The organism is Streptomyces sp. NPDC031064 (assembly GCF_055570965.1).
Genome location: NZ_JBVIGF010000006.1, coordinates 503,910 through 527,372, shown reverse-complemented (window position 1 = coordinate 527,372; position 23,463 = coordinate 503,910). Strand labels below are relative to the sequence as shown.

Annotated in this window: 16 protein-coding genes; 6 read left to right on the top strand and 10 right to left on the bottom strand. The window is 74.0% G+C overall.

Going from position 1 to position 23,463, the window contains the following annotated elements; translation table 11 throughout:
* Positions 1–1,851 carry a hypothetical protein gene (locus tag ACZ46W_RS23975; RefSeq protein WP_468340927.1) on the bottom strand — a complete coding sequence of 617 codons (1,851 nt, stop codon included), beginning with the start codon at positions 1,849–1,851 and terminating at the stop codon, positions 1–3.
* Positions 1,852–1,871: 20 nt separating this feature from the next.
* Complete coding sequence (locus ACZ46W_RS23970; RefSeq protein ID WP_468340924.1) at positions 1,872–2,822, bottom strand: glycosyltransferase; 951 nt, start codon at positions 2,820–2,822, stop codon at positions 1,872–1,874.
* Between the two features lie 385 nt (positions 2,823–3,207).
* Here ACZ46W_RS23970 and ACZ46W_RS23965 point away from each other — a divergent pair, with 385 nt between their 5' ends.
* On the top strand, positions 3,208–4,161 hold the full coding sequence (locus ACZ46W_RS23965; RefSeq protein WP_468340921.1) for a hypothetical protein: 954 nt from the start codon (positions 3,208–3,210) through the stop codon (positions 4,159–4,161).
* A gap of 306 nt (positions 4,162–4,467) precedes the next feature.
* Here the strand turns inward: ACZ46W_RS23965 and katG are convergent, their stop codons facing one another.
* The 5 genes from katG to ACZ46W_RS23940 all read right to left on the bottom strand — a co-directional run bounded on the left by katG (position 4,468) and on the right by ACZ46W_RS23940 (position 13,184).
* Complete coding sequence (gene katG, locus ACZ46W_RS23960) at positions 4,468–6,657, bottom strand: catalase/peroxidase HPI (protein ID WP_468340918.1); 2,190 nt, start codon at positions 6,655–6,657, stop codon at positions 4,468–4,470.
* A 277-nt stretch (positions 6,658–6,934) separates the two neighbouring features.
* Positions 6,935–8,527 (bottom strand): DUF4139 domain-containing protein, encoded by a 1,593-nt coding sequence (locus ACZ46W_RS23955; protein WP_468340915.1) that lies wholly within the window; start codon positions 8,525–8,527, stop codon positions 6,935–6,937.
* A gap of 9 nt (positions 8,528–8,536) precedes the next feature.
* Positions 8,537–10,699 (bottom strand): DUF4139 domain-containing protein, encoded by a 2,163-nt coding sequence (locus ACZ46W_RS23950; protein ID WP_468340912.1) that lies wholly within the window; start codon positions 10,697–10,699, stop codon positions 8,537–8,539.
* A gap of 89 nt (positions 10,700–10,788) precedes the next feature.
* Entirely contained in the window at positions 10,789–11,604 is an 816-nt protein-coding gene (locus ACZ46W_RS23945; protein WP_468340909.1) for a lysyl oxidase family protein, read from the bottom strand.
* A gap of 35 nt (positions 11,605–11,639) precedes the next feature.
* Positions 11,640–13,184: a purine-cytosine permease family protein gene (locus ACZ46W_RS23940; protein WP_468340906.1), complete on the bottom strand. Its 1,545-nt coding sequence runs from the start codon at positions 13,182–13,184 to the stop codon at positions 11,640–11,642.
* A 146-nt stretch (positions 13,185–13,330) separates the two neighbouring features.
* Here ACZ46W_RS23940 and ACZ46W_RS23935 point away from each other — a divergent pair, with 146 nt between their 5' ends.
* Positions 13,331–14,902: a PucR family transcriptional regulator gene (locus ACZ46W_RS23935; protein ID WP_468340904.1), complete on the top strand. Its 1,572-nt coding sequence runs from the start codon at positions 13,331–13,333 to the stop codon at positions 14,900–14,902.
* Positions 14,903–14,919: 17 nt separating this feature from the next.
* Here ACZ46W_RS23935 and bfr read toward each other — a convergent pair whose 3' ends face one another.
* The 3 genes from bfr to ACZ46W_RS23920 all read right to left on the bottom strand — a co-directional run bounded on the left by bfr (position 14,920) and on the right by ACZ46W_RS23920 (position 17,136).
* A complete protein-coding gene (gene bfr, locus ACZ46W_RS23930) occupies positions 14,920–15,399 on the bottom strand; it encodes a bacterioferritin (protein WP_468340901.1) in 480 nt (159 codons plus the stop codon).
* 111 nt (positions 15,400–15,510) lie between these two features.
* Positions 15,511–16,239, bottom strand: coding sequence for a DUF2470 domain-containing protein (locus ACZ46W_RS23925; RefSeq protein WP_468340898.1), 729 nt, complete (start codon positions 16,237–16,239; stop codon positions 15,511–15,513).
* Positions 16,240–16,281: 42 nt separating this feature from the next.
* Positions 16,282–17,136 carry a (2Fe-2S)-binding protein gene (locus ACZ46W_RS23920; protein WP_468340895.1) on the bottom strand — a complete coding sequence of 285 codons (855 nt, stop codon included), beginning with the start codon at positions 17,134–17,136 and terminating at the stop codon, positions 16,282–16,284.
* A 193-nt stretch (positions 17,137–17,329) separates the two neighbouring features.
* Between ACZ46W_RS23920 and ACZ46W_RS23915 the strand changes: the two genes are divergently transcribed.
* Genes ACZ46W_RS23915 through ACZ46W_RS23900 form a run of 4 tightly spaced genes read left to right on the top strand, consistent with a single transcriptional unit; the run spans position 17,330 to position 23,356 of the window.
* Positions 17,330–18,601: an ATP-grasp domain-containing protein gene (locus ACZ46W_RS23915; RefSeq protein ID WP_468340892.1), complete on the top strand. Its 1,272-nt coding sequence runs from the start codon at positions 17,330–17,332 to the stop codon at positions 18,599–18,601.
* Positions 18,598–20,379, top strand: coding sequence for an IucA/IucC family protein (locus ACZ46W_RS23910; RefSeq protein ID WP_468340889.1), 1,782 nt, complete (start codon positions 18,598–18,600; stop codon positions 20,377–20,379). The genes ACZ46W_RS23915 and ACZ46W_RS23910 overlap by 4 nt, the downstream gene beginning before the upstream one ends.
* A complete protein-coding gene (locus ACZ46W_RS23905) occupies positions 20,379–22,154 on the top strand; it encodes an IucA/IucC family protein (protein WP_468340886.1) in 1,776 nt (591 codons plus the stop codon). Before ACZ46W_RS23910 ends, ACZ46W_RS23905 begins: the two co-directional genes overlap by 1 nt.
* A complete protein-coding gene (locus ACZ46W_RS23900) occupies positions 22,151–23,356 on the top strand; it encodes a type III PLP-dependent enzyme (protein ID WP_468340883.1) in 1,206 nt (401 codons plus the stop codon). Before ACZ46W_RS23905 ends, ACZ46W_RS23900 begins: the two co-directional genes overlap by 4 nt.
* Positions 23,357–23,463: the final 107 nt, after the last annotated feature.

Sequence of the window (23,463 nt, the reverse complement as noted above, 5' to 3'; positions counted from 1 at the left end):
TCATTCGGCACGCTCCGGAGAAGTCGCGGACGCACAGGATCCGGGGGCGGTGGTCAGCCCGCGAACGTCGTAGAGCCGCAAGGCCCCGTTGGTGACCCCGGCTTCCCGGTGCGCGAGCCCGGCCCGCCGCTCGATGTCCGAGAGGAGGCCGGGACCGATGGCGGCGGCACCCTGCGCCGCGAGCTGGGTGTCGGACAGCAGCAGGTAGTCGGCGCGGTGGCGGACCAGGTCCGCCCGGCTGCCCCACGTGCCCTTGACGGTGCGGGGCAGGAGAAGCGTGGGCGTCTCCTCGGTCACGGCGACGCGTACGTCCGGTGGGAGGTGGCGGGAGGTCCAGGCGATCAGGCGTCGGTACGCGTCGTCCTCGCGGGTGTGCACCTGGGCCCACACGGCGGTGTCGGCGGTCAGGGCGGCGACCAGGACGACCGCGGGCACCAGTCGGCGGATCGGGACTGCGCGGGCGGACTGCCCACGTGGCAGGAGCAGTTCGGCGGCAACGGCGAGAGCCGCGGTGCCCATCACGGGAAGGGAGTAGAACATCTGCTCCTCGCACGTACCCCACAGCACGGCGTACAACAGGGCGGGCAGGGCGAACACGCCCCACACGGCGACCAGCGACCGCGCGGGCACACCGGCGAACAGCCATGGCCGACGCACGAGTTGCCACAGCAGCCAGCAGGTGGCGGCGGCACCGAAGAGGATGAGGGCGTACGAGACGCCGAGCTGGCCCGCGTTGGCGAGGAGCCGGTCGGTGAAGCCGGTGGTGGCTTCCGGACGGTGGAACCCGGTGGTCTGCTTCAGCCCGACGGCGCGTTCCAGCCCGTCGAGTTTCTGCGCCCGCCAGGAGGGCCAGCCGCCCGTGGCGCAGACGGCGGCCACGTACGTCGCGTAACCGGCGGCGGTGACGGCGGCGGCGGTCAGCATCATGCGCCGCGCCGGGCCGGTGGACAGCGCGCCGAGCGCCAGGGCGGGCCCAAAGGTGATCAGGACGTACCAGTCCTTGGTGGTGACGGCCACGGCGAACAGCAGCCCGCCCCCGACCGCTCCGGCACGGCGCCCCCGGGGTGAGGCGGGGGTGTGGGCGAGCACCAGCATCCCGGCCGCCGCGGCGGTGGTGGCCTGCGTCTCCAGCATGACGCGGCTGTCGAAGCGGCCCAGGAACGGGTCGACGGCCAGCAGCAGTCCGGCCGCCCAGGCGGCCCCCGGGCGCACGGCCCGGTGCAGCAGCGCCGTGACGGTGACGACCAGCAGGGCGCCGGTTACGGCGATGACGGGCCGCACGGCGAGGACCGTCGGCAGCAGGTCACCCTCACCCCCGGTGAGGCGCAGGACCGTGGCCAGCACGGCGAAGAGGGTCGGCGGGTGCAGGGCGAACAACTCACCCTGGAAGGTCAGCCCGCGACCGGTGGCGAGGTTGCGGGCGATGTCCGTGTAGTACAGCTCGTCGACGAACACGTCGTAGGACGTGTCGAGAGCGGTCAGCCGCGCGGCCAGGGCCAGGGCGAACAGGAGCCCGAGGGGCACCCACAGGGCGGCCGCCCGGCGGCCGGGCGTGCGCGGTTCCGCCGGGACGGGGGCGCCGGCGCGCCGGTACCGGCCGAGGAGGTCACTGCGGCGCGCGGGGCGAACGGCGACCAGCTCGCCGTCGGGATCGATGCCGGCGCGGGCCAGCCGGTCGCGGGCGGCGTGGACGTCGCAGCCCATCAACAGCAGGCGGGGCCGGCGGGCCGATACGCCGACCAGGGGGTCGGGGCCCAACAGGCCCGGGTCGGTACCGTCGAGCGCCCCGCGGGGGAGGGTGACCACCGTGGCGCGGACGTCCGGGGCCCCCGCGCCGGGGAGACGGGCCACAGGGTCGCCCTTCGCCGGCCTCATCGTCTCTGTACGGGGACGGAACTGTCACCCGGCACGGAGCCGTCCCCCCGCACCGAGCCGCCCTCCAGCCCGGAGCCGGCCCCCGGCGCGGGTCCGCCCCCCGGGTCCGGCGCGGCGTGCCGGAGGCGGCGTACCGTTCCGTACAGCCGCCAGAGCTCCGCCGCCGTCGGCCAGGTGTGGCGCAGCGGCCGGAACGTGGAGCCGCCCCGGTCGTCCCACGTGACCGGGAACTCCGCGATGCGCAGGCCCGACGCCCGCGCCCGCGCCACCAGTTCGAGGTCGAAGACGAAGCCGGAGGTCGTCAGAGAGCGGAAGAGGAAGCGCGCCGCGTCGGCCGTGAAGAACTTGAACCCGCACTGAGTGTCGGCGACCGGCCCGGCCAGCGGACGGGACGCCAGGCGGAACCCGGCACCGCCCAGGCGCCGCAAGGCCGGCTGCCGGGTACGTACGCGTGCGCCGGGGCACCGGCGCGACCCGATCACCACGTCGAAACCCCGGCACAGCAGGGCCACCGCGTCGTCGAGGGCGTCGGCGGACGTGGCGAGGTCCGCGTCGCAGAAGCCCCGCCACCTCGCCCGGGACGTCAGCATCCCCCGGGCCACCGCCGCTCCCTTGCCCGGCCGGGCGCAGCCGGTCACGGTCACCGCGATGCCCGACGAGGCCAGCCTGTCCACGCACTCCAGCGTCCGGTCGCTGCTCCCGTTGTCCACCACGCGCAGCGCGCAGCTCAGGGGCAGCGTCCGCATACGCCGGTTGAGGGCCCGGACGGTCGGGGCCAGCCGCTCCTCCTCGTTGAAGGCGGGAACGATGATCTCCAGGTCGAGCGGGTAGGTGGGTGCGGGGCCGGCCCCGGGCGGCTGCGGCGGCTCGGCGGGCCGCGCACCGCCGAGGGGTGCGCGGGGCCCCGGTGTCAGGAGACCCGCGGGTGTGCGGGGGAGCTGTCTCACGGCGAAGTGCCCTTCCGGTGGGTGGGATGCGAGGCGACGGTGACGGGCGGCCGCCCCGCCGCGCACCGTCGGCGCGTCGGCGGCGCCGCGGACTCGGCGGGCCCAGGGAGCGGGCCATCGGCCCGGGCCGGTGGCGGCCGGTACCCGCTCCGAGCGTCCCCTCCACCGGCACCGGAACCCGCACGCCGCCCGGCCGGACAGGCCGATGTGGCGGTGTGCGAGGGCGTTGGTGAGCACGCGTCGTCACGGTTCTCGACGGAGTGGCCAGGGCCGGACGCCGGATCGCATGTGCGCGGTGCGAGAAGCACATCTGCCCCGGTGAGGGCGTGAGTCACATGCCGGCGGGGACGCCCCGCCCGCTCCCGCCCACCAAGAGGAGACACCCATGCACAGTTCAACGACCGCCCGCAGGCCCGCCCGTGGGCGAACGGCCTCCGGCGGAGCACGGTGGGCCGCCGCCGCGATGGCCGTGGCCGCCCTCACCGGCACCGCCCTGGCCTCCGTACCCGGCACGGCCGTCGCCCAGCCGACCCAGGCGCCTTCCGTGCACGTCGCGCAGCGGCCTCCGCAGGAGAACGTCCCCGAGCTGGAAGCCGGTGGCGCCGAGCAGAAGGTGATCCTGCCGCCGAACAACCAGCACTACAACCACCCGACCGAGCTGACGGTCCAGGCCCCGCCGCACACGCGCATCACCCACATCAACCCCAACTGCTGGGGCATGCCCTGCCCGGTGACGATCTCGCCGGACGGCAAGACGGCGCGGGTGCCGTTCGACAGCCACAACCACGTCAACACCCGCCCCTACGACGTCTATCTGCGGGCGGAGAAGGACGCCCCGCTGGTCGGCGGCACGTTCCACGGTTCGTTCACGGCCCATGGCGAGACGCAGGACCTGACGGTCAAGATCAAGCCGCGGCCGGTCGTGCAGGTCGAGGGGGTCACCGCGGTGCCGGGTGGCATGGCCGTGCCGAAGGTGACCGTCACCAACACCACCAGCGAGCGGATCGGGAAGCGCGACGTCACCCTCACCCTGGGCCCGGGCGGCCTGCACTGGCTGGGCTGGCAGAGCCTCTACACGCCGCGCAACGGCGGAACGGAGGAGTTCAAGTGCCGCATCGATCAGGACGACACCGACAAGGTCCTGTGCAAGGACGTCAACCTCAACCTGGATCCCGGCGAGTCGATCGAACTGCGCACCATCGTGGGCACGTACAAGTGGCTGAAGCCGTGCGAGGTGCCGCGGGTGAACTTCTCGGTGGACCGTCTCGGCGCCGGTGACGCCAACTTCGTCATGAAGGACGAGAACGGCAACCCGCCCGTCTGCCCCGAACCCGCCTGATCGGACACAGGACGCCCGGCCGGGCAACCCGGCCGGGCGTTCCGGCGGTCCGAGGCATCGCGGTGAACGTGGGGCCGGTGGCTCTGGAGGTTCGCCCACCGCATCAGTTGGACGGGCGGGGCCGCCTTCGCGGCAGCTTCACCGGCTGACCGGCGACCCGCAGCAGCACCTCGCCGTAGCCGTCCGCCGGGAATCTCACCGCCGCTTCCCGCAATCTCTACGCGCCTTTGATGCCGGCCCCCCACAGACGGCCGAGCCGCCGGCCCCGTGCTGCACAGGGCCGGCGGCTCGACGGGGACACCGGGTTCAGCGCAGGTCGAACCGGTCCAGGTTCATCACCTTGTCCCACGCCGCCACGAAGTCACGCACGAACTTCTCACCCGCGTCATCGGACGCGTACACCTCCGAGACGGCCCGGAGCTGGGAGTTCGCACCGAAGACGAGGTCGACGGCGGTGGCCGTCCACTTGAGCTCACCCGTGGCGCGGTCGCGGCCTTCGTAGACGTTCTCGGTCGAGGCCGACACCTTCCACTCCGTGCCCATGTCGAGCAGGTTGACGAAGAAGTCGTTGGTCAGTGTCTCCGGACGGTCGGTGAAGACACCGTGCCGGGACCCCTTGAAACCGGTGTTCAGCGCCCGCATGCCGCCGATGAGCACCGTCATCTCGGGGGCGGTCAGGGTCAGCAGGTTGGCGCGGTCCAGGAGGAGGGTCTCCGGCGACAGCTTCTCGCCCGCGTGGAGGTAGTTGCGGAAGCCGTCCGCCTTGGGTTCGAGCACGCCGAACGACTCCACGTCGGTCTGCTCCTGGGAGGCGTCCGTGCGCCCCGGGGCGAACGGGACCGTGATGTCGTACCCCGCGTTCTTCGCGGCCCGCTCGACGGCAGCGCACCCGCCCAGGACGATCAGGTCGGCGAGCGACACCTTCTTCCCGCCGCTCTGCGAGCCGTTGAAGTCCTGCTGGAGCCGCTCCAGGGTCCGTACCGTCTCGGTCACCTCGGGCAGGTCGTTGACCTCCCAGTCCTTCTGCGGCGCGAGGCGGATGCGGGCGCCGTTGGCCCCGCCGCGCTTGTCGGTGCCGCGGAAGCTCGCCGCCGCCGCCCAGGCCGTGGTGACCAACTGGGGGATGGACAGTCCCGAGGCGAGGATCCGGGCCTTGAGATCGGCGATGTCCTGGTCACCGACCAGTTCGTGATCGACCTCGGGGACCGGGTCCTGCCAGAGCTGGGGCTCGGGAATCCACGGGCCGAGGTAACGCGAGACGGGCCCCATGTCGCGGTGCAGCAGCTTGTACCAGGCCTTGGCGAACGCGACCGCGAGTTCGTCCGGGTTCTCGTGGAACCTCTTCGCGATCGGCCCGTAGACCGGGTCCACCTTCAGCGCGAGGTCCGTCGTCAGCATCATGGGCGCGTGCCGCTTCGACGGATCGTGGGCGTCGGGCACGGTGTCCTTGGCCGAGGGGTCCGTGGGGGTCCACTGCTTGGCCCCGGCGGGGCTCGTCGTCAGCTCCCAGTCGTACCGGAACAGGTTGTCCAGGTATCCGTTGTCCCACTTCGTCGGCTGGGTCGTCCACGCGCCCTCCAGCCCGCTGGTGAGCGCGTCACCGCCCTTGCCGCTGCCGTACGTGTTCCGCCAGCCCAGGCCCTGCTGCTCGACGGGCGCGGCCTCGGGTTCCGGGCCGATGTACGACGGATCGACCGCGCCATGACACTTGCCGAACGTGTGGCCGCCGACGATGAGCGCGACCGTCTCCTCGTCGTTCATCGCCATGCGCCCGAACGTCTCGCGGATGTCCCGGGCGGCGGCCACCGGGTCCGGATTGCCGTTGGGGCCCTCCGGATTGACGTAGATCAGTCCCATCTGCACGGCGCCGAAGGGGCCGGTGAGTTCCCGGTCGCCGCTGTAGCGTTCGTCCCCGAGCCAGGTGTCCTCGGGCCCCCAGAAGATCTCCTCGGGCTCCCAGATGTCCTCGCGCCCGAAGCCGAACCCGAACGTCTTGAAACCCATCGATTCCATGGCACAGTTGCCGGCGAAGACCAGGAGATCGGCCCAGGAGATCTTGCGGCCGTACTTCCGCTTGACCGGCCAGAGCAGACGGCGCGCCTTGTCGAGGCTCGCGTTGTCCGGCCAACTGTTGAGCGGGGCGAAGCGCTGCGCGCCGCTGCCACCACCGCCCCGGCCGTCGGCCACGCGGTACGTCCCCGCGGCATGCCAGCTCATCCGGATGAAGAGCGGCCCGTAGTGGCCGTAGTCCGCGGGCCACCAGTCCTGGGACGCCGTCATCACCTCGAAGACGTCCCGCTTCAGCGCGTCGACGTCGAGGGTCGCGAACTCCTTCGCGTAATCGAAGTCCTCGCCCATCGGATTGGACTGGGGCGAGTGCTGATGGAGAACCTGGAGGTCAAGCTGATTCGGCCACCAGTCCCGGTTTGTCTTGGGGCGGGTCGGGGTGGGGGTCGGGGAGGGGATCGAAGGGTTCTCGCTCTCGCTGCGGGACACGTCCGTCCTTCTTTCTGCTCGGTGCTTCCTTCTGCTGGCTGCTGATCTCGACGTTGTGTGCCTTTGCCTGGTGCCGAGCACCGCGACCCGCGCCCGTGGCGCGCCAAGGGCGCCCGCCGACCGGAAACGCCTGCCGGGCCGTCACGTCGGCGTCCGTATGGTCGCGCACCGCGGTCCACACTGCTACGAGAACACGCAGGGCCCCCCGCGTAACAAGAACTCGAATGTGAAGATTTTCTGGGATGTGCGCCCGCCCACGTGCGAGGCGGGAGCGGGCTCAGAGCCCGGTGACCCTGCCCTTCGCCGACAGCTCGTAGACCAGGGTGACCGTGCGGCGGCCACCGGGAGGGAGGGTGACGTCCCAGCGGACGATGCCGTCGGCGTCGACCGCGTCGGGCGCCGGGGAACAGGCTTCCTCGCGGAGGCGTACCTCCACCGCCGAGACCTCGGAGACCGGGATCCGCTCCCGGAGGACGACCACCCGATCGGCCTGCTCCCCGGGGGCGGAGAACCGGGACACGTGCAGCCGGACCGTGCGGGTGACCACGGTCCGCTGGGTGATCCCCGCCGTGTCGCGGGACTCCTCGGCGGACCGGACCACCCGGTGGTCGTCGCGACTGCCGAAGGCCAGCTCGACGGGGGCGCCGGGAGCGGCGAACTCCAGCGTGCCGCGGCCGCCGAACCCGCCGCCCCGGACCAGGTCCACGGGCCCGGCGAGCAGCGCGTGGCCGGACCGGTTGTCGAACCGCACCACCTGGGTGACCAGCGGGGACAGCTCGGGTGAGCAGGCGTACTCGCTGCTCGCGGCCGTGCTGAAGGCGGAGAGCGGCACCCGGTGGGCGCGGCCGTCCGACGGCACGGAGACCGGGGCGGGGGAGTGCAGCACCCGCGCCTCACCGCCGTCGTCCACCCCCGGCAGACCGAGCACCGGGGCGGGGCCCAGGTCCCCGGTCTCCTCCTCGCGCAGCTCGACGTCGACCGTGCGGCGCTCCGCCGCGGAGCGGTCCTTGAGCGTCAGCCGGTCCTCGTCCAGCCGCGGCGGATCGGTGGCCCGCGCCGACCGGGCGGTCGACAGCGTCAGGCGTACGTCCGACCAGTCCTCGCCGGTGCGCTGCCAGACCATCGCGTCGGTCTCCAGCGTCAGGGAGTCCCCGTCGAGCACGGCCCGGTAGGCCGGCCGCCACAGCGCGCACGGGGTGAGGTGGCTCAGGCGCAGCCGGGCCGGCCCGGCCACCGCCGCCCGGACGGTCAGCTCGACATGGCCGACCAGCTCGGCGGGCCGCTCCTCGGCGAGGTCCATGGCCCGCCGGACGTCCCCGAGCTCGGCGGCGAGGGCCGCCAGCCGGGCCTCCACGGTGCGCAGCTCCTCGCCGTACGTGTCGCGCTCGTCGTCCACCCGGTCCATTTCGCGGCTCCAGCGGGCCGCTTCGCTCTCCCCGGAACCGGCGCCCTCGCCGATCTCCCGCAGCAGATCGGCGGCGAGGCGGCCGAGCAGGTCGAGACGGGCGCGCAGCCGGTCGCGCCGCTGCTCCAGGGTGAGCCGCTCCTCTTCGAGACCGTGCGCGCGGACGCGCAGGGCGGAGTCGTCGCCGGCGGACGGCACCGGCCCGCGTGGCGTCCAGCTCCGGACGATCCGCACATCGAGCACGGTCACGGGGTGATCGGCCGTCAGCTCGGCGTGGAGGGTACGGTCGACCGCCAGCGCGCTGACCGGCCCGAGACGCAGCCGCTGGACCCCGGCGTCCAGGTCGAGCACGGCGGCGCGCTCCACGTGGGCGCGGTCCTCCAGGCAGGTGACGGCGGTGACGGGCAGGGGGACCGGCTCCGGGGCCGTGGACGGGACCGGGGCCGTGGACGGGACCGTGGACATGGGTGTGCGTCAGCTCCTGCGGTTGCCGCCGACCAGGGCCTTGCCGGCCGGGATACGGATCTCATAGCCGCCGTCGAGGGCGGCGGTGCCGCCGGCGGGCAGGTCGACCCGCCAGACGCGGGTGCCCGGGGCATGGTGCTCGGGCCCGGCGCCCTCCTCGGGCGCCGTCCAGTCGGCACGTTCCTCGATCCGGACGTCCGGTTCCGAGGTGACCGGCACCCGCTCGCGGACCTCGACGGTGACGGGCCTGGCGAGCCGGTTGGCCAGCTCCACGTGGACGCGGTGGCCGAGCACGGTGGTGTTGCCCCGCAGGCCCGAGGTGGATTCGTGGAGGTTCGTACGCCGGGTGACCCGGATGCCCTCGGCGGGCCCGAGCCCCACGCGGCGGACACCGCCGGGGGCGAGCGTCGGCAGCGCGGCGGTCAGCAGGAAGTCGTCGTCCACGGTGACCTCCACCGGGCCGGCCAGCAGAGCATGGTCGGTGGCGTTGGAGAGCACCAGCGTCGCGTACACGGTCTGCTCCACGGACGGCACGCACACGTACTCGGTACGCAGCCCGACCGGGAGCTCGGTGACGGTGACGGTGTGCCAGGTGCCGTCCGAGGGGATGTCGGCGCGGGCGCCGGCGTCGAAGCGGTGGTCGAAGGAGCCCGCCGACTCACGGGGCCGCACGGCGTGCCCGGGCAGCGGCAGCGCGGCCACCGCTTCGGCGCGCCGCCGGTGTTCGGCCGCCACCGCGTCGAAGGGCGCGTCGGGAAACAGCCGGCCCCGGCGATCGCCCGGCTCCTCGGGCCCGCACAGGACGAGCGCGGCGTAGTCGAGCTCGGCTCCGCTCGGCCGGGGCGGGCCGGCCACCGGTGCCGGAGGCGGTGGGGGTGCGGCGTGCCCGGGAGCCGCGGGTGCGCCGGGTGCGGCAGGCGCCGGTGGCACGGCGGGCGCCGGTGGCACGGCGGGCGCCATGGCGGCGGGCGGCCCCGCCAGGCCCCCGCCCGCGGTACGCGGCCTGCCGCCCGGGCGGGACCTGACCGGCTGCGCGGGGGCGGGTATCCCGTCGTGGACCTCGGGAGCCGCGCCTCCCCAGCCGCCCGCACCGCCGGGCGCCGGGTGCGCGCCGGGCGGCCCGCCGTACGCCCGCGGCGCCGGGGAAGGTGGCGGTGGCGGAACGGAGCCGCCCACGGCGGCCACGGGGACGGCCTCGGTCGCGGGGCGGGGGCCCGCCGCGTCGTAGCCGGTGAACAGGTCGGCGAGGCCCGCCGGGGGCTCGCGCCAGCCGGAAGGCGCGGGGGCGGGCTGACGGCGCCCGATCCGCACCGAGCGGAGGCGGGGCAGGTCGGTGCGGCGCCGCAGGTCGGCGGTGGCCAGGCCGATGCGCACGCCGGTCCAGTCCTCGCCGGTGCGCTGGGCGACCGAGGCACGCATCACCAGACGGCCGGTGCCGTCACCCTGACGGTGACTGAGACGGTAGGCGGGCACCCAGACGGCGCCCGGCACTCCGTACTCCAGCTCCACCTCGACCTCCGTGACCCCGTCCGCGCCCCCGTCGCCGTCCCCGTCCGCGGCACCGGCACCGGCACCGGCGAGGGTCAGCACCGCGCACACCGTGGTCTCCACGTGCGCTGACGGTGCGTCGGTGGAGGCCCGCTCCAGCCTGTCCGTGGCGACGGCCAGCTCGTGCTCGACGCGGCTCAGCTCCTGCTCCAGCTCGACGAGGCGGCCGTGCAGCCGGGTCAGCCGCTCGTCGACGAAGCCGGCCAGTTCGAGCCACGCGTCGACCGGGGTGCGGCGGTGCGGGTCCTCGCGCTTGCGGCCCGGCGGCACCGGGTGCAGCGCCCTGATCTCCTCGATGCGGCTCAGCTCCCGGTCCCGGCGGCCCCGCGCCGCCGCGTACGCGTCGCTCAGCCGCTCGACGTCGCGCCGCAACTCGTCGGGCGTACCCGCGCCCAGCGGCTCGGCCTCCACGTCCACCCGGGCCTCGGTGACGCGCACCCCGGCGCCGCCGAGGACCCGGGCCCGCAGTGAGCCCGGATCCAGCGAACGCGGCAGTCCCGTCACCCGCACCCGGCCGCCCGGCGGCACGCTGCCCCGGGCCAGGCGGCGGCAGACCGCGCCCCGCGCGTACACCACGACCGAATCGAGGGCCGATCCCCACCTCTGCGCTGTCCCAGCCGTCATGTGCTCCGCCCCCCGACGTCTCCGTGTGGGGCGAAGCCTACGCGGGGGCGGCGGGAGAGGTCTCCCACCGCCCCGTGCGGTGCCGCCGGTCAGACGCCCGGACGTGGTCCGCCGACGCCCACCGGTACGCCCTTGCCGATCGTGACCTTCACCGATGTCGTCCTGGGGGCCGCGCGGTTGGCCTCGTGCAGGAGACCGAGCGGGTTCGTCGTCATCTCCAGCGTGTACTCCCGCGGCGGGAGCTCCATCAGCGCGCTGACGTCGAAGGACTGTCCGTCCAGCGCCTTGTCGTAGACGTCCGCCCAGCCGATGGAGACGCCCATCGTCAGGGTCGTCGCGTTGGCGTTGTGTGAACACGAGTTGTAGACGGGGTTGACGGGCGTGCCGGGGAGGGTGGCGTCCGCGACCTCCAGGTCGACCAGGCAGAACGCGACCTTCGGTGACTCGCGCACCACCTGGCCGCCGGCGTCGATGAGCCGGTAGCGGGAGATGCCCTCCATGTGGAAGTGCTTGTGCTCGTCGTGGTACGTCATCAGGCCGACGGGCACCTCGTAGGACGACCCGTCGGAGCGGGTGATCCGCTGGTAGGCGGGCAACACGTTGTTGCCGGGCGTCGCCGCCGCGGCCTCCTCCTTGGTGCGCCGCCCGGTGACGTGCAGGGCCCCCGAGCCCAGGTTCGCGGGCGCGCCGGTGAAGCGGAGCCAGGTGATACCGGTTTCGGGCTGGCGGACCAGGTCGTTGTCCGCGAGTTCCCGCTGGAGCGGTTCGAGGGCGGGCAGCCGGTCCGTGGGGGTGTCGGTGGCCGAGGCCGGGCCGGAGCCGGTGGCCAGGAGCGTGCCGAGTGCCAGCACGGCCACGGCCATCCAGGTGCGGGCGGTGGGCCGGCGTCGTCGTGTGCGTCTCATGACTGTCCTTCCGGTTGCTGTGGATACCTCGGTGGTCACGATCCGGGGGCGCGGTTCACGGCCGGGAGGCCGTCCCCGCCCGGCGCCCCGTCCCGGGTCGCCCCGGTGGGGCGTTCGCCGAACGCCCCCTCGCCCTCGGTCAGTTCGCGTTCGCTGGCCGCTATCGCGGGTTCCTCCGCCGACAGGTCCATGCCGCGGGTCAGGGCGTGGTAGAGGGCTCCGGAGACCGCGAGGCCGACCACGAAGGCCACGTCGACCCCGCCGAGCGCCGCCGCGACGGGGCCGGTGAAGGGGCCCACCACCATGAACGGCACCATCAGGAGCAGGCCCACGCCGTAGGCCAGCAGGCCGCGCCACGCCCAGGCGCCGTAGATGCCGTCGGGGCGGAAGAGGTGGGTGATGGCGTAGTGGCCGCGCCGGACGAAGAAGTAGTCGACCAGGTTCACCGCGGTCCACGGGATCAGCAGGTACAGCATGAGCAGCAGGGCGTTGCCCAGCGCGGTGGAGAAGTCGGCCGACACACCGAGCCCCACGGCGCACCAGACGACGGCGAGCCCGCTGATGGTCAGCACCCGGGACCGCCGGCCGGGGCGGATCGGGCGCACCGAGTCGATCCCGGTGAGCACGGTGAGCATGCCGCTGTAGGCGTTGAGTCCCATGGTGGCCACGAGCGCGAGCACCGACAGCAGCGTCAAGGTGGCGCCCAGGCCGTCCACCACCTGGTCGCCGGCGGCGCGGGTGCCGGCCAGCGGGTCGTTCACGCCCAGGCCGGCGGCCATCCAGGCGCCGATCGGGATGAGCCACATCGGTGACCCCGCCGCGCCACCGAAGACGGAGGCGACGATCCGGGACGTCGGGGTGGAGCGGGGCAGGTAGCGCGAGTAGTCGGAGACGTACGGGGCGTACGAGATGTTGTATCCGGCGGCGGCGGTGAACTGCGCCATGAAGGCGACCAGTGTGAAGCCGCCCGCGTCCGCCACCGCGTCGGCCGGGCCGGTCACCCGGCCGGTGAGGATGCCGATCGACAGCGCCAGCCAGCAGGGCGCCGAGCACCAGAACAGCACCTGGAACGCCCGGTGCAGCCAGTCGTGCCCGTAGACCGCCAGGACCACCGCGAGGACGGTGATGCCGATCCCCACGGCCGTCACGTCCCAGCCGAAAACCGCCTCCAGGCCGTGGCCGATGATGATGGTGTCGACGACGTTGAAGCCGACGAAGGTGAACAGTGTCGCCGCCAGGGGCACGATCACCCCCCGGTACCCGAACTGGCCGCGTGACTGGATCATCTGCGGCAGCCCGAGCTGCGGGCCCTGGCTGGCGTGGAACGCCATGAAGAACGTGCCCACCAGCAGCCCCAGCGCGCTGGCCAGCACCGTCCACCCGATGGACAGACCGAGCCCGGGGCCGATGAACCCGAGCGACAGGGTGAAGGGCTGGAAGTTGCCCTGGAACCAGAAGGGCCCCTGCTTCCACAGCCTGCCGTGCCGCTCGGCGAAGGGGACGTGCTGGATGGAGAGGCTTTCGATGACCTCCACGCGGCTGGGATCGGGGTTCGAGCGATGGTCAGTCCGGACCGCCATGGACCCTCCCGTTCTCGTTCGCTCCGGGACGGAACAGCCCGGAATCGGAGGCCCGAGTGTGCGGTCACCGCGCACGGGACGGCAATTGTGCGGCACTCAAACGCGACCTCTTCCTTTGTGGCGCGCCACGATGCAGCATGTGCGCGATGACAGCACCGACAGCCGCCTTCCGGGTCGGCGACCTCGTGCGTTCCCCCGCCCTCCAACTGCGCGTGCTGGCGGGCGAGGGCGGGCTGCACCGGCACGTCTCATGGGCACACGTGAGCGAGCTGGAGGACCCCACCCCGTGGCTGCTCGGCGCGGAGCTGATCATGACGACGGGGATCGCGGTTCCCCGCACCGCCGTCCGGCAGCGCGCCTACGTCGAGCGGCTGGCCGACGCGGGCGTCGCCGCGCTCGCCCTCTCCGCGCACCTGCACGTCCCCCCGCTGCGCCGGGAGTTCCTGGCGACGGCCGACGAACGGTCCCTGCCGGTGCTGGAGTTGCCGTTGCAGGTGCCCTTCATCGCCGTGGCGCAGGAGGTGGCCGCCGCCCTCCAGGCCGGTGCCCGGCGGAGGCTCGGCACCGAGCTCCAGGTCTTCGGCGCCCTGCGCTGGCTGGCCGCCGAGGGCCTCACCGCGGCGGAGCTCTTCCGCAAGCTGGAGCAACTGTCCGGCTACGCCCTCTACCTGTGCACGCCCGCCGGGGGCCCGCTGCTGCCCGGCGTCCCCGTACCGCCCGCCCGGCACGCGGCGCTGCTGCCCGGCTCGGCCGACCCCGCCCCGACCGTCCCCGGCGGGTACGTCCTTCCCGTGCCCGCCCCCGGCAGACCGGCCGGCTACCTGCTGGCGCTGGAACGGCGGGCAGGGACGAGGGGGGAGGGCGAGCCGCGGGCGCGGGCAGGCGCGCGAGGGGAGGGCGAGCCGCAGGGCGAGGGCGCGGAACCGGCCGGACTGGGCGTCGTCCAGCACATCGCGACCGTCGCCGCCCTCCAGGTCTCCATGGTGCGTCACGAGCGTGAGACGCTCCGCCGCCAGGGGGCGGAGACGCTGGCGGAACTCCTCCAGGACGTCCTGGACCCGGACACCGCCCGCCGCCACCTCAGCCGGCTGGGGCTGACCGCCGACGCGCCCGTCCTCCTCGCCGTCCTCGACGGTGGGGACGACGGGCCGCTGGACGACGCCGCGGTGGTGCAGGCCCTGGACGACTCGGCCGTGCCCCACCTGGTGCTGCGCCGGCACGAAGGGCTGTACGTGCTCCTGACCGACTCCCCGGAGGCGCGCTCCGCCCTCACGGCACTGCCGCGCACCAGAGCCGGCGTCTCACGCCCCTTCGCCCCCGGCGGCAGCCTCGGCCTCGCGCGGCGCGAAGCCGTGCTGGCACTGCGCCGAGCGGGCACCTCGGGCGCGTCCTTGGTGGTGTTCGGCGACGACCTGACGGACCGCTGGCTGCACGAGGACCCGTCCGTCCTGCACGGGCTGGTGGACCAGGTGCTCGGCGCGGCACTGCGCTACGACGCCGAGCACGGCAGCGCGCTGGTGCTCTCGGCGCTGACCTGGCTGGAGCGGGACCGGTCCACCGAGGAGGCGGCGCGGGCGCTGCACATCCACCCCAACACCCTGCTCTACCGGCTGCGCCGCTTCTCCGGGCTCAGCGGCAAGGACCTGTCGTCGACGGCGGACCTCACGGAGGTGTGGCTCGCCCTGCGGGCCGCGCACCTGTGCGGCCGGTTCCCGTGATGCCGGATGGGAAGACGTCAGCTCGTGGACTGTTCGATGACCTGGGCGATGTAGAGCGGTTCGCCGAGCTTCTCGATCAGGTCGAGCTGGGTGTCCAGGTAGTCGATGTGGTGCTCCTCGTCGGCGAGGATCGACTCGAAGAGGTTCGCGGAGGTGATGTCGCCCTTGGCGCGCATGACGTCGATGCCGCGCCGGAGCCGGTCGATCGCCTCGACCTCGATCTCCCGGTCGGCCTCGAACATCTCCTTGGCCGTCTGTCCGACGCGGACGTGGAACAGCCGCTGGTAATTGGGCAGGCCGTCCAGGAAGAGGATGCGGTCGGTGAGGACCTCCGCGTGGTTCATCTCCTCGAACGACTCGTGGCGTGTGCGCTCGGCGAGATGCGTCCAGCCGAAGCTCTGCTGCATCTTCGCGTGCAGGAAGTACTGGTTGATCGCCGTCAATTCGGCGGTGAGCTGCTCGTTGAGGAATTCGACGACCTCGGAATCGCCCTTCATGGCGAGGCTCCTTCCGCACGTGGGCGGGCGGACTCCTCCATCGTGGCACCGTGGCACTGATCGGTTCCAGGAAGTCAGGCCTTGCTTGGTCGGCCCGGGTCGTTGCTCTTTCTACGGATGTAGGTCCGCGGACGTGATTCCGCGGACCAGGTCGCGGATACGGTCGCCCGCCTGGGCCGGCTCGTGCGCGGGGGCCGGGAAGAGGACGCGGACGTCGCGGTGGTTCGTGGCGTATTCGCAGCGCAGCGTGATCCCGTGGCGGTCCAGGGCGAGGGGCTGTACGCGGACGACCCCGTGCGGCAGGCCCGGTTCGGCGAGCCGGGTCAGTCGGGTGACCACGTCCTGGTGGGCGCCGGCCAGGTGCGTCAGCATGGCCGCCTCGTCGACGGCCAGTGGGTCCGCCTCCGCCCGGGCGAGTTCGCCGAGGCTTACGTCCACCGTGTCCGTCGCCGTGTCCGTCACCGTCGTGAGGGACGCCCGTGCGGTGTCGAGACGGAGACGGGGGTCGTCCGGCGGCCCGGCCGGGGCGAGCCATCCGGAGAGGGTCACCTTGGCCCGCACCCGGTCGCGTACGGAGAGGGGGGCGATGTCGGTGAACTCCATGAGCGCTGCCAGGGGGCCGCGCGGCGCGCACGCGGCGTGTGCCGCGAGGGGGCTCTCGGCCGGCGGATGCAGCGTCACCCGGCCCTTCCGGTCGACGCAGTGGGCACCGATCAGGTCGTACTGCCGGCCCTCCGTGGTGAGCGTCAGGGACACCGCTCGGGCCAGTACCGAACGGACGTGCTCGGCGCTGCTCGGTGCCGGCACCGGTCCCGGTCCCGGGACGTGGGGAGCGCTCATGGGGAACCTCCAATTAGGTAAGCCTTGCCTAACCTAGTGGAGTCAGTCGTCCCCGTCCAGCCGTCGTACGCGCTCCGCGTCGCACGTCCTGGGGCAGGTCAGGCACGCCTGGGCCGGCTCCAGCTTGTAGTAGAGGCAGCACCCGAGCCGGGTGCGGGTGGGGTGACGCTGCCCCCGCCGGCCGTCCAGGACGCGGAAGTCGGCGCCGCCCGGGAACGGCGGGAGTCCGGTCGGGAGCAGCGCGGTCGCGGCCCGCACGGCCCGTTCCTCCTCACCGAGCGCGCGCCCCAGGTACCAGATGCCGGAGACGAGGTCGTCGGCGACCATGCCCCACAGGGCGCGCGGCCCGCGCCGGACGTGCGGGCCGATGGCGGCCAGCAGGGGGCGTACGTGGTCGGCGACGGCGGACCGCAACTCCGCGCGCAGCGCCTCCTCGTGGCCGAGCACCCGCACCCCCGGCAGGAGCGCCGCCGGGTCGTCCGGCAGGCAGGCGAAGCCGGACGTGGGCGTCACCTCGAAGGCGCCGCTCGCCGGATCGAGCCGCACCTCGCGCGGGTGGACGCGCGGGACGCGTCGCTCCAGGTACCAGGCGCCGCTCATCAGCAGGCTGACCGACCAGAGGTAGTCGTGCAGTGCCCGGGAGGCGGCGACGTCCCGGCGGGGGGAGTGTCCGTGGCGTTCCCGGATGCGCGCGTCCTCGGCGTCGACGAAGGCGTCCAGTGCCGCCGGGCTCTCCGCCAGCTCCGCTCCGTCGATCTGCCCTCCGGTGGCCGGGCCGAGTGCAACCCGTACGTCGAGCGCTTCACAACGGGCCGCCAGGCGCAGGTACGTGCTGGTGAGGGCGGCGGCCGTGCGCAGGGTCCGGCCGGGCGCGGCTGTCCCCGGTGCCATGGTCATCGGCGCTCCAGTGTGAGGGGAGGTAGGTAAGCCTAACCTTAACCACGAGGTGGATGTCCAGTGATCACCGGGCCATGTCCCGCGCGTGGGGCGGAAGTTGAACCCTTAGGGTTGCCTAACCTAGGCTGTCGCCGCCGATGTGGCGGAAACCGTCGGCCTCCCCACCTCTTCGACTCCGGAAGGGGCCGCCGCCATGCGGTTGTACCTGCTCGCCCTCAACCCCACCGATTCGGTCAGCGAAGGCTTCCTGCCGGCAGCGGCCCGGCTCGGCCTCGACGTCACCGTGCTCACCGACCAGCCCGAAGCCCACCGCCGCCGCCATCCCGGGATCGACATACGGGAGTGCGACGTACGCGACTTCCGCGCCGTCATCACCCGCATCGCGACCCACCGCACGCCGGACGCGGTCTTCACCAACAGCGACCACCTCCAGACCCAGGCCGCCCTGGCCGCCGAGTACTTCGGGCTGCCGGCAAAGAGCTGGCGGGCCGCGCTGCGCACCAAGGACAAGGCCCACATGCGCCGCCACCTCGCGGCGACCGGCGCCGACACGGTGTGGGCCGCCGAACTGCCCGCCGAGTTCCCGGCCGGAAAGGGCCTCACCGCCGAGTCCCCGGCCGGACCGGCCCGCCCCGCCGGATTCCCGGCCGCCGCCGGGCACGACCTCCCGGCCCTGCTGTCGCGTCTCGACGTGCCCTTCCCGTGCGTGGTCAAACCCCGCGAGGGCGTGGCCAGCGAGGACGTGGTGCTGGTCGACCGGGCCGAGGACCTGCTGCCGCGCTGCCGGGAGATCCGGGCGCGGCGGCCGCACGCGGCGCTGGTCGTCGAGGAGTACCTCGCCGGTGAGCTGTACACCCTGGAGACGCTCGGCGACGGCCGCGTCCGCCACGTGCTGGGCGGCTTCCACACCGAACTGTCCCCGCCGCCGTACTTCATCGAGGAACGCCTCACCTTCGTCCCGGCCCACCCCGAGCCGGTCGTCGCGCAGGTCCTCGCCCAGCTCGACGCCCTGGGCGTCGGCTTCGGCGCCTGCCACACCGAGTTCGTGGTCCACGAGGGCCGCGCCCGCCTCATCGAGGTCAACTACCGCGCCATCGGCGACCAGTGCGACCTGCTCCTCGCCGAGCTTCTCGGCATCCCGCTCTTCGAACACATCCTGCGTACGCACCTGGGCGAGCCGCTCCCGGCGGACCTCGGCGCCCGCACCGACGGCGCGGCCCGGCTCGAATACCCCTGCGCCCAGAGCGCCGGGACGCTGACGGCCGCCCCCGCCGCGGCGGACGTGACCGTGGACGGCGTGGCCCTCACGTACCGGCCGCTGCGTGGGGTCGGCGAGCGGCACGAGCTGTACCACACCAACCGCGACTTCCTCGGCGTGCTGCGGGCCACCGGCACCGACCAGAAGACCGTCGACCGCGTGGCCGCCGACTTCCTCGCCGCGCAGCGCTGGGAGATCACCCCGTGACCACCGCGACACCGTCCGACACCGCCGAGCGGGACCTCCTGCTCCGCGTGCTCGGCGCGCTGCTGCGCGAGGACGTGGTCGGCCTGCGCGGCCGCTCCACGCTCGTGCAGCGGCAGGACGGCCCCTGGCTGCGGCTCCCGATCCCCGGACGGGAGCGGGGTGCCTTGCTGCTGCCCGTCGTCGAGGACGGGTTCCAGAGCGTGTACGCCGCCCGGCTGCCGCTGCTCGTACGGGAGCCCGGCGGCGCCGAACTGACCGGCCACGACCAGGTGCTCGACGCCCTGCGGGCGCTCGCCCACCCGGACGACCGCGGCGGCTTCGACGCCTTCGCCGAGGAGTGCCGGCAGACCCTCGCGACCATGCGGCTGCACGCCCGCACCCACGAGGACGTCACCGGCGCCCTGACCGCCCGCCACGGCCCCGACCCCGCCCACTGGACCGGCCTCGCCGGCGGCCTGGCCCACGACACGCTCGCCGCCCGCCACGACCACCCCGTCTACCCGACCGCGCGGGGGCGCGCCGGGCTGGACGAGCGGCAACTGCGCGCGTACGCACCGGAGTTCCACCCGCGCTTCGCGCTGCGCTGGCTCGCCGTGCCGCGTGAGGCGCTCACCGTGCGCGGCCCGCTCCCGGACCGCTGGCCCACACCCGCGACGCTCGGGCTGCCGCGGCTCCACCGCAGCCACCTCGCCCTGCCCGTCCACCCCCTCACGCTGGGCGCCCCGCTGCGCGAGGCCCTGCGCGACACCGGCCTGGAGCGGGACGCGGTCCTCGCCGAGCGCCCGTACCTCGACGCCGTACCGACCCTGTCCATGCGCACGGTGGCACTCACCGCCGATCCGGCCCTCCACCTCAAACTGCCCCTCGCCACCGCCACCCTGGGTCTGCGCAACCGCCGGACCATCAAGCCCGGCACCCTCGTCGACGGCGCCGCCTGCCAGCGACTGCTGGAGGCCGTGATCGCACGCGAACCCCGCTTCCGCGACACCGTGCTGCACGCCGACGAGACGGTCCACGCCCACGCCGGGCACGAACTCCTCGCCGTGCTCTGCCGCCGCCTTCCGGCCGGCCTCGACGACACCGTCGTCGTCCCCATGGCGGGCCTGCTGAGCCGGGCGCCCGGAGGCCGCCTGCTGATCGACCACCTCGCCGACCGCTTCTACGGCGGCGACCCGGTCGCGCTGCTCGACGCCTGCCTCACCCCGCTCCTCGACTGGCAGACGACGCTCTACGGCCATGGCATCGCGCTGGAGTCACACCAGCAGAACATCTCGCTGGTACTGGACCGCCACGCGGGACACACCCGGCTGCGCCTGCTGCTCAAGGACAACGACGGCCCGCGCGTCAACACCACGCGCATGCGCGAGACGCTGGGCCCCGACGCCCCCGACCCGGCCGCCTTCGACGACGCCCGCATCCTGGGCGCCGACGACCGGGCCGTCACCGACCTGTTCACCACGATCACCGTCCACCTTTGCGCCGGTGCCTACGCCTTCGGGCTCGCCCGCCACGGCCGTGCCCCGCTCGGGACGCTGCTCGGGCTGGTACGCGACCGGCTGGCCGAGGCCGTGGAGCGGCTCGGCACCGCGCCGGGGGAGCCGGGTGCGGTGCTCCGCGCGCACGTGCTGGACGCGCCCGAACTGCCGGTCAAGGCCATGGTCACGGCCGGGACCCTGCTCACCAAGGAACGCTCGGGCGCGGCGGACATCAACAAGCACTACACCACCGGCCCCAACTACCTCCGCTCTCCTCGCTCTCTCCGCACTGGAGCCGCTTGATGCCTCCGCTGAACGACCCGCCCGGCACCGCCACCATCCCCACCGCCACCGCCACCGCCACCACCCCCGCCACCGTCCCCACCGCCGACGAGGCGGTGGCCCACACACTGCTCAACTGCCTTCTGCGCGAGGTGTCCGGCCCCGAGCGCCAGGCCGTCGTCGCCGGCGGCCACCTGCTGCTGCGCCTGCCCCGCCGGGGCGTGCTGCTGCGCGTCGCCCTGCGCCGTACGTCCCTGATCGGCGCCCACCGGTTCACCGGGCCGGTGCGGGAACAGCGCGACGGCGGCTGGGCGGAGATCGCCTGGCGGCGCCTGGCCGCCCACGTACAGGACGAGCTGTCGCTGCGCACAGGGGTTCGCAACGAGGAGTTCCTGGAGCAGGTCGATTCCAGCCACCGGGCCGTATCCGTCGCGCTCGCGGCAGGGTCGGGGGACGGCCCCGCCCACGGCGGTGACAGGTGCGCCACCTACGTCGCCTCCGAGCAGTCCCTGCTGTTCGGCCACCGCTTCCACCCCACCCCCAAGGCCCGCTCCGGTGACCCCGCCTCCTGGCGGTCGTACGCGCCCGAGGCCGGGGCCTCCTTCCCGCTGCGCCACCTCGCCGTCCGCGAGCACCTGGTCGCCGAGGAGACCGCCGACGACGGCGCCGCCGCCCCGCTGGACCGGCTGCGCCCCGATGTCCCGCCCGGCTACCGGCTGCTGCCCGCCCACCCGTGGCAGTACGAGATGCTGCGCGACCACCCCGCACTGCGCGCCGCCCTCCACCGGGGCGACGTCCTCGACCTGGGGCGCGGCGGGCGGCCGTTCGCCGCCACCGCCTCCGTACGCACCCTCTACGACGGCGAGACGTTCCTGAAATTCAGCCTCAACGTCCGCATCACCAACTGCCTGCGCAAGAACGCCCGTTACGAACTGTCGGGCGCGGTCGCCCTGACCAGGCTGCTGGAGCCGGTCCTCACCGACCTCGCCACCCGTTTCCCCGGCAGCGCCGTGCTGCGCGAACCCGCCTACCGCACCCTCGCCCTGCCCGGCCCCGATGGTGCCCCGGACCGCGCCCTGCTCGAAGGCTTCGGCGTGATCGTGCGGGAAGGGCTGGCCGCCCGGATCATGCCCGGCACCACCCCGCTGCTCGCGGGTGCCGTCGCCGACGAGTACGCGATGGGCCCCGCCCATGTCTCCCACCTGCTGGCCGGGGCGGGTCCCGAGACCGCCCTCGACTGGTGGGCGGCGTACCTCGGACTGCTCGTCCCGCCCGTCCTGGCCGCCTACTTCGACCACGGGCTGGTGCTGGAGCCGCACCTGCAGAACGTCCTCGTGTGCGTGGACGACGACGGCATGCCCGCCCAGGTCCTCTTCCGTGACCTGGAGGGCGCCAAGCTCGTCCCGGAGCATCACGCGCGGGCCCTCGCCGCCCTGCCCGCCGAGGTCGCCGGGGCCCTGACGTACGACGCCGGGCGGGGCTGGGACCGCGTCGTGTACTGCCTGCTCGTCAACCACGTCGCCGAGATGCTCGCCGCCCTCGCCGACCTGCACCCGCACATCGAGCACGCCCTGTGGGACCGGGTCCGCGCCACCCTCCGGGCCCACGCCGACCGGCACGGACGTCCGCCACGGCTCGCCGCCCTGATCGCCGGCGCGCCGCTGCCCGCCAAGGCCAACCTGCTCACCCGCTGGGAGCGCAAGGCCGACCGCGAGGCCGGTTACGTACGCCTGCCCTCACCGCTCGCGGAGGACGTGCCGTCCACCGCCGACCCCGTCCGGAGCGCCGCCCGATGACCACTCCCACCGCCGCCGTACGCGACCGCGTCCTCGCCCTGTCCTGCGCCGAGCTGCCCGCCTACGTCTACGACCTGGCCGCGCTGCGCGAGCACGCCGCGGCCGTGCGGGCGGCCCTGCCCGGGCGTGTCGAGCTGTACTACGCCGCCAAGGCCAACCCGGAGCCGGAGATCCTGGCCGCGCTCGGCCCGTACGTGGACGGCTACGAGGTCTCCTCGGGCGGTGAGCTCGCGCACGTGGCAAAGGCGGTGCCGGACCACCCGCTGGCGTTCGGCGGCCCGGGAAAGACCCCGGCCGAGATCACGGCCGCGCTGGAGCGGGGCGTCGCCCGCTTCCACGTGGAGAGCGCGTACGAGCTCCACATGCTGGCCGAGCTCGCCCGACGCGTGGCGCCGGACACCCGCGTGGCCGTCCTGCTCCGCTTCAACGTGCCCGTGCCGGAAGGCTCGCTGGCCGGCAGTTCGCTGACGATGGGCGGCCGCCCGACGCCGTTCGGCCTCGACCCGAGTCACGCCGACGCGGCCGTCCGCCTGCTCACCGACGGCACCCACCCGCACCTCGAACTGCGCGGCGTCCACGCCCACCTGGCCAGCGGCCTGGACGCCGCCGAGCAGCTCGCGGTGGCCGAGTCCGTCGTCACCTGGGCCACCGGCCTCGCCGCACGGCACCGCGTCCGCCTCGCGGAGGTCAACGTCGGTGGCGGCATGACGGTCGACTACGCGGACCCGCACCGCCGGTTCGACTGGGCCGCGTACGGCGCGGGCCTCGCCCGCCTCGCCGCCGCGCACCCGGACCTGACCCTCCGCGTCGAACCGGGCCGCGCCCTGACCGCGTACTGCGGCTGGTACGCCACCGAGGTCCTGGACGTGAAGCACAGCCACGGCGAGGAGTTCGCCGTGGTCCGCGGTGGCACCCACCACCTGCGTACCCCCGCCACCAAGGGCCACGACCAGCCCTGCTCGGTCCTGCCCGTGGACACGTGGCCCCACTCCTGGCCGCGTCCCTCGGCCCGGCGCGACCGGGTCACCCTCACCGGCCAGCTCTGCACCCCCAAGGACGTTCTCGCCCGGAATGTCCCGGCGCCCGGGCTCCGGGCCGGCGACCGGGTGGCGTTCGGCCTCGCGGGGGCCTACGCGTGGAACATCTCGCACCACGACTTCCTCATGCACCCCCGGCCGGGCTTCCACTTCCTCGGCCGCTGACGCGAAAAGGCGCCGGGGGGGGGGGGGGGGGGGGGGGGGGGGGGGGGGGGGGGGGGGGGGGGGGGGGGGGGGGGGGGGGGGGGGAGAGAGGGGGGGGGGGGGGCGTT

What these genes read in the sequence shown, in the direction of transcription:
- ACZ46W_RS23965 (WP_468340921.1), top strand. Translation starts at nt 3,208, where the DNA reads ATGCACAGTTCAACGACCGCCCGCAGGCCCGCCCGTGGGCGAACGGCC.
- ACZ46W_RS23955 (WP_468340915.1), bottom strand. Translation starts at nt 8,527, where the DNA reads ATGTCCACGGTCCCGTCCACGGCCCCGGTCCCGTCCACGGCCCCGGAG.
- ACZ46W_RS23950 (WP_468340912.1), bottom strand. Translation starts at nt 10,699, where the DNA reads ATGACGGCTGGGACAGCGCAGAGGTGGGGATCGGCCCTCGATTCGGTC.
- ACZ46W_RS23945 (WP_468340909.1), bottom strand. Translation starts at nt 11,604, where the DNA reads ATGAGACGCACACGACGACGCCGGCCCACCGCCCGCACCTGGATGGCC.
- ACZ46W_RS23940 (WP_468340906.1), bottom strand. Translation starts at nt 13,184, where the DNA reads ATGGCGGTCCGGACTGACCATCGCTCGAACCCCGATCCCAGCCGCGTG.
- ACZ46W_RS23935 (WP_468340904.1), top strand. Translation starts at nt 13,331, where the DNA reads ATGACAGCACCGACAGCCGCCTTCCGGGTCGGCGACCTCGTGCGTTCC.
- bfr (WP_468340901.1), bottom strand. Translation starts at nt 15,399, where the DNA reads ATGAAGGGCGATTCCGAGGTCGTCGAATTCCTCAACGAGCAGCTCACC.
- ACZ46W_RS23925 (WP_468340898.1), bottom strand. Translation starts at nt 16,239, where the DNA reads ATGAGCGCTCCCCACGTCCCGGGACCGGGACCGGTGCCGGCACCGAGC.
- ACZ46W_RS23920 (WP_468340895.1), bottom strand. Translation starts at nt 17,136, where the DNA reads ATGACCATGGCACCGGGGACAGCCGCGCCCGGCCGGACCCTGCGCACG.
- ACZ46W_RS23915 (WP_468340892.1), top strand. Translation starts at nt 17,330, where the DNA reads ATGCGGTTGTACCTGCTCGCCCTCAACCCCACCGATTCGGTCAGCGAA.
- ACZ46W_RS23905 (WP_468340886.1), top strand. Translation starts at nt 20,379, where the DNA reads ATGCCTCCGCTGAACGACCCGCCCGGCACCGCCACCATCCCCACCGCC.
- ACZ46W_RS23900 (WP_468340883.1), top strand. Translation starts at nt 22,151, where the DNA reads ATGACCACTCCCACCGCCGCCGTACGCGACCGCGTCCTCGCCCTGTCC.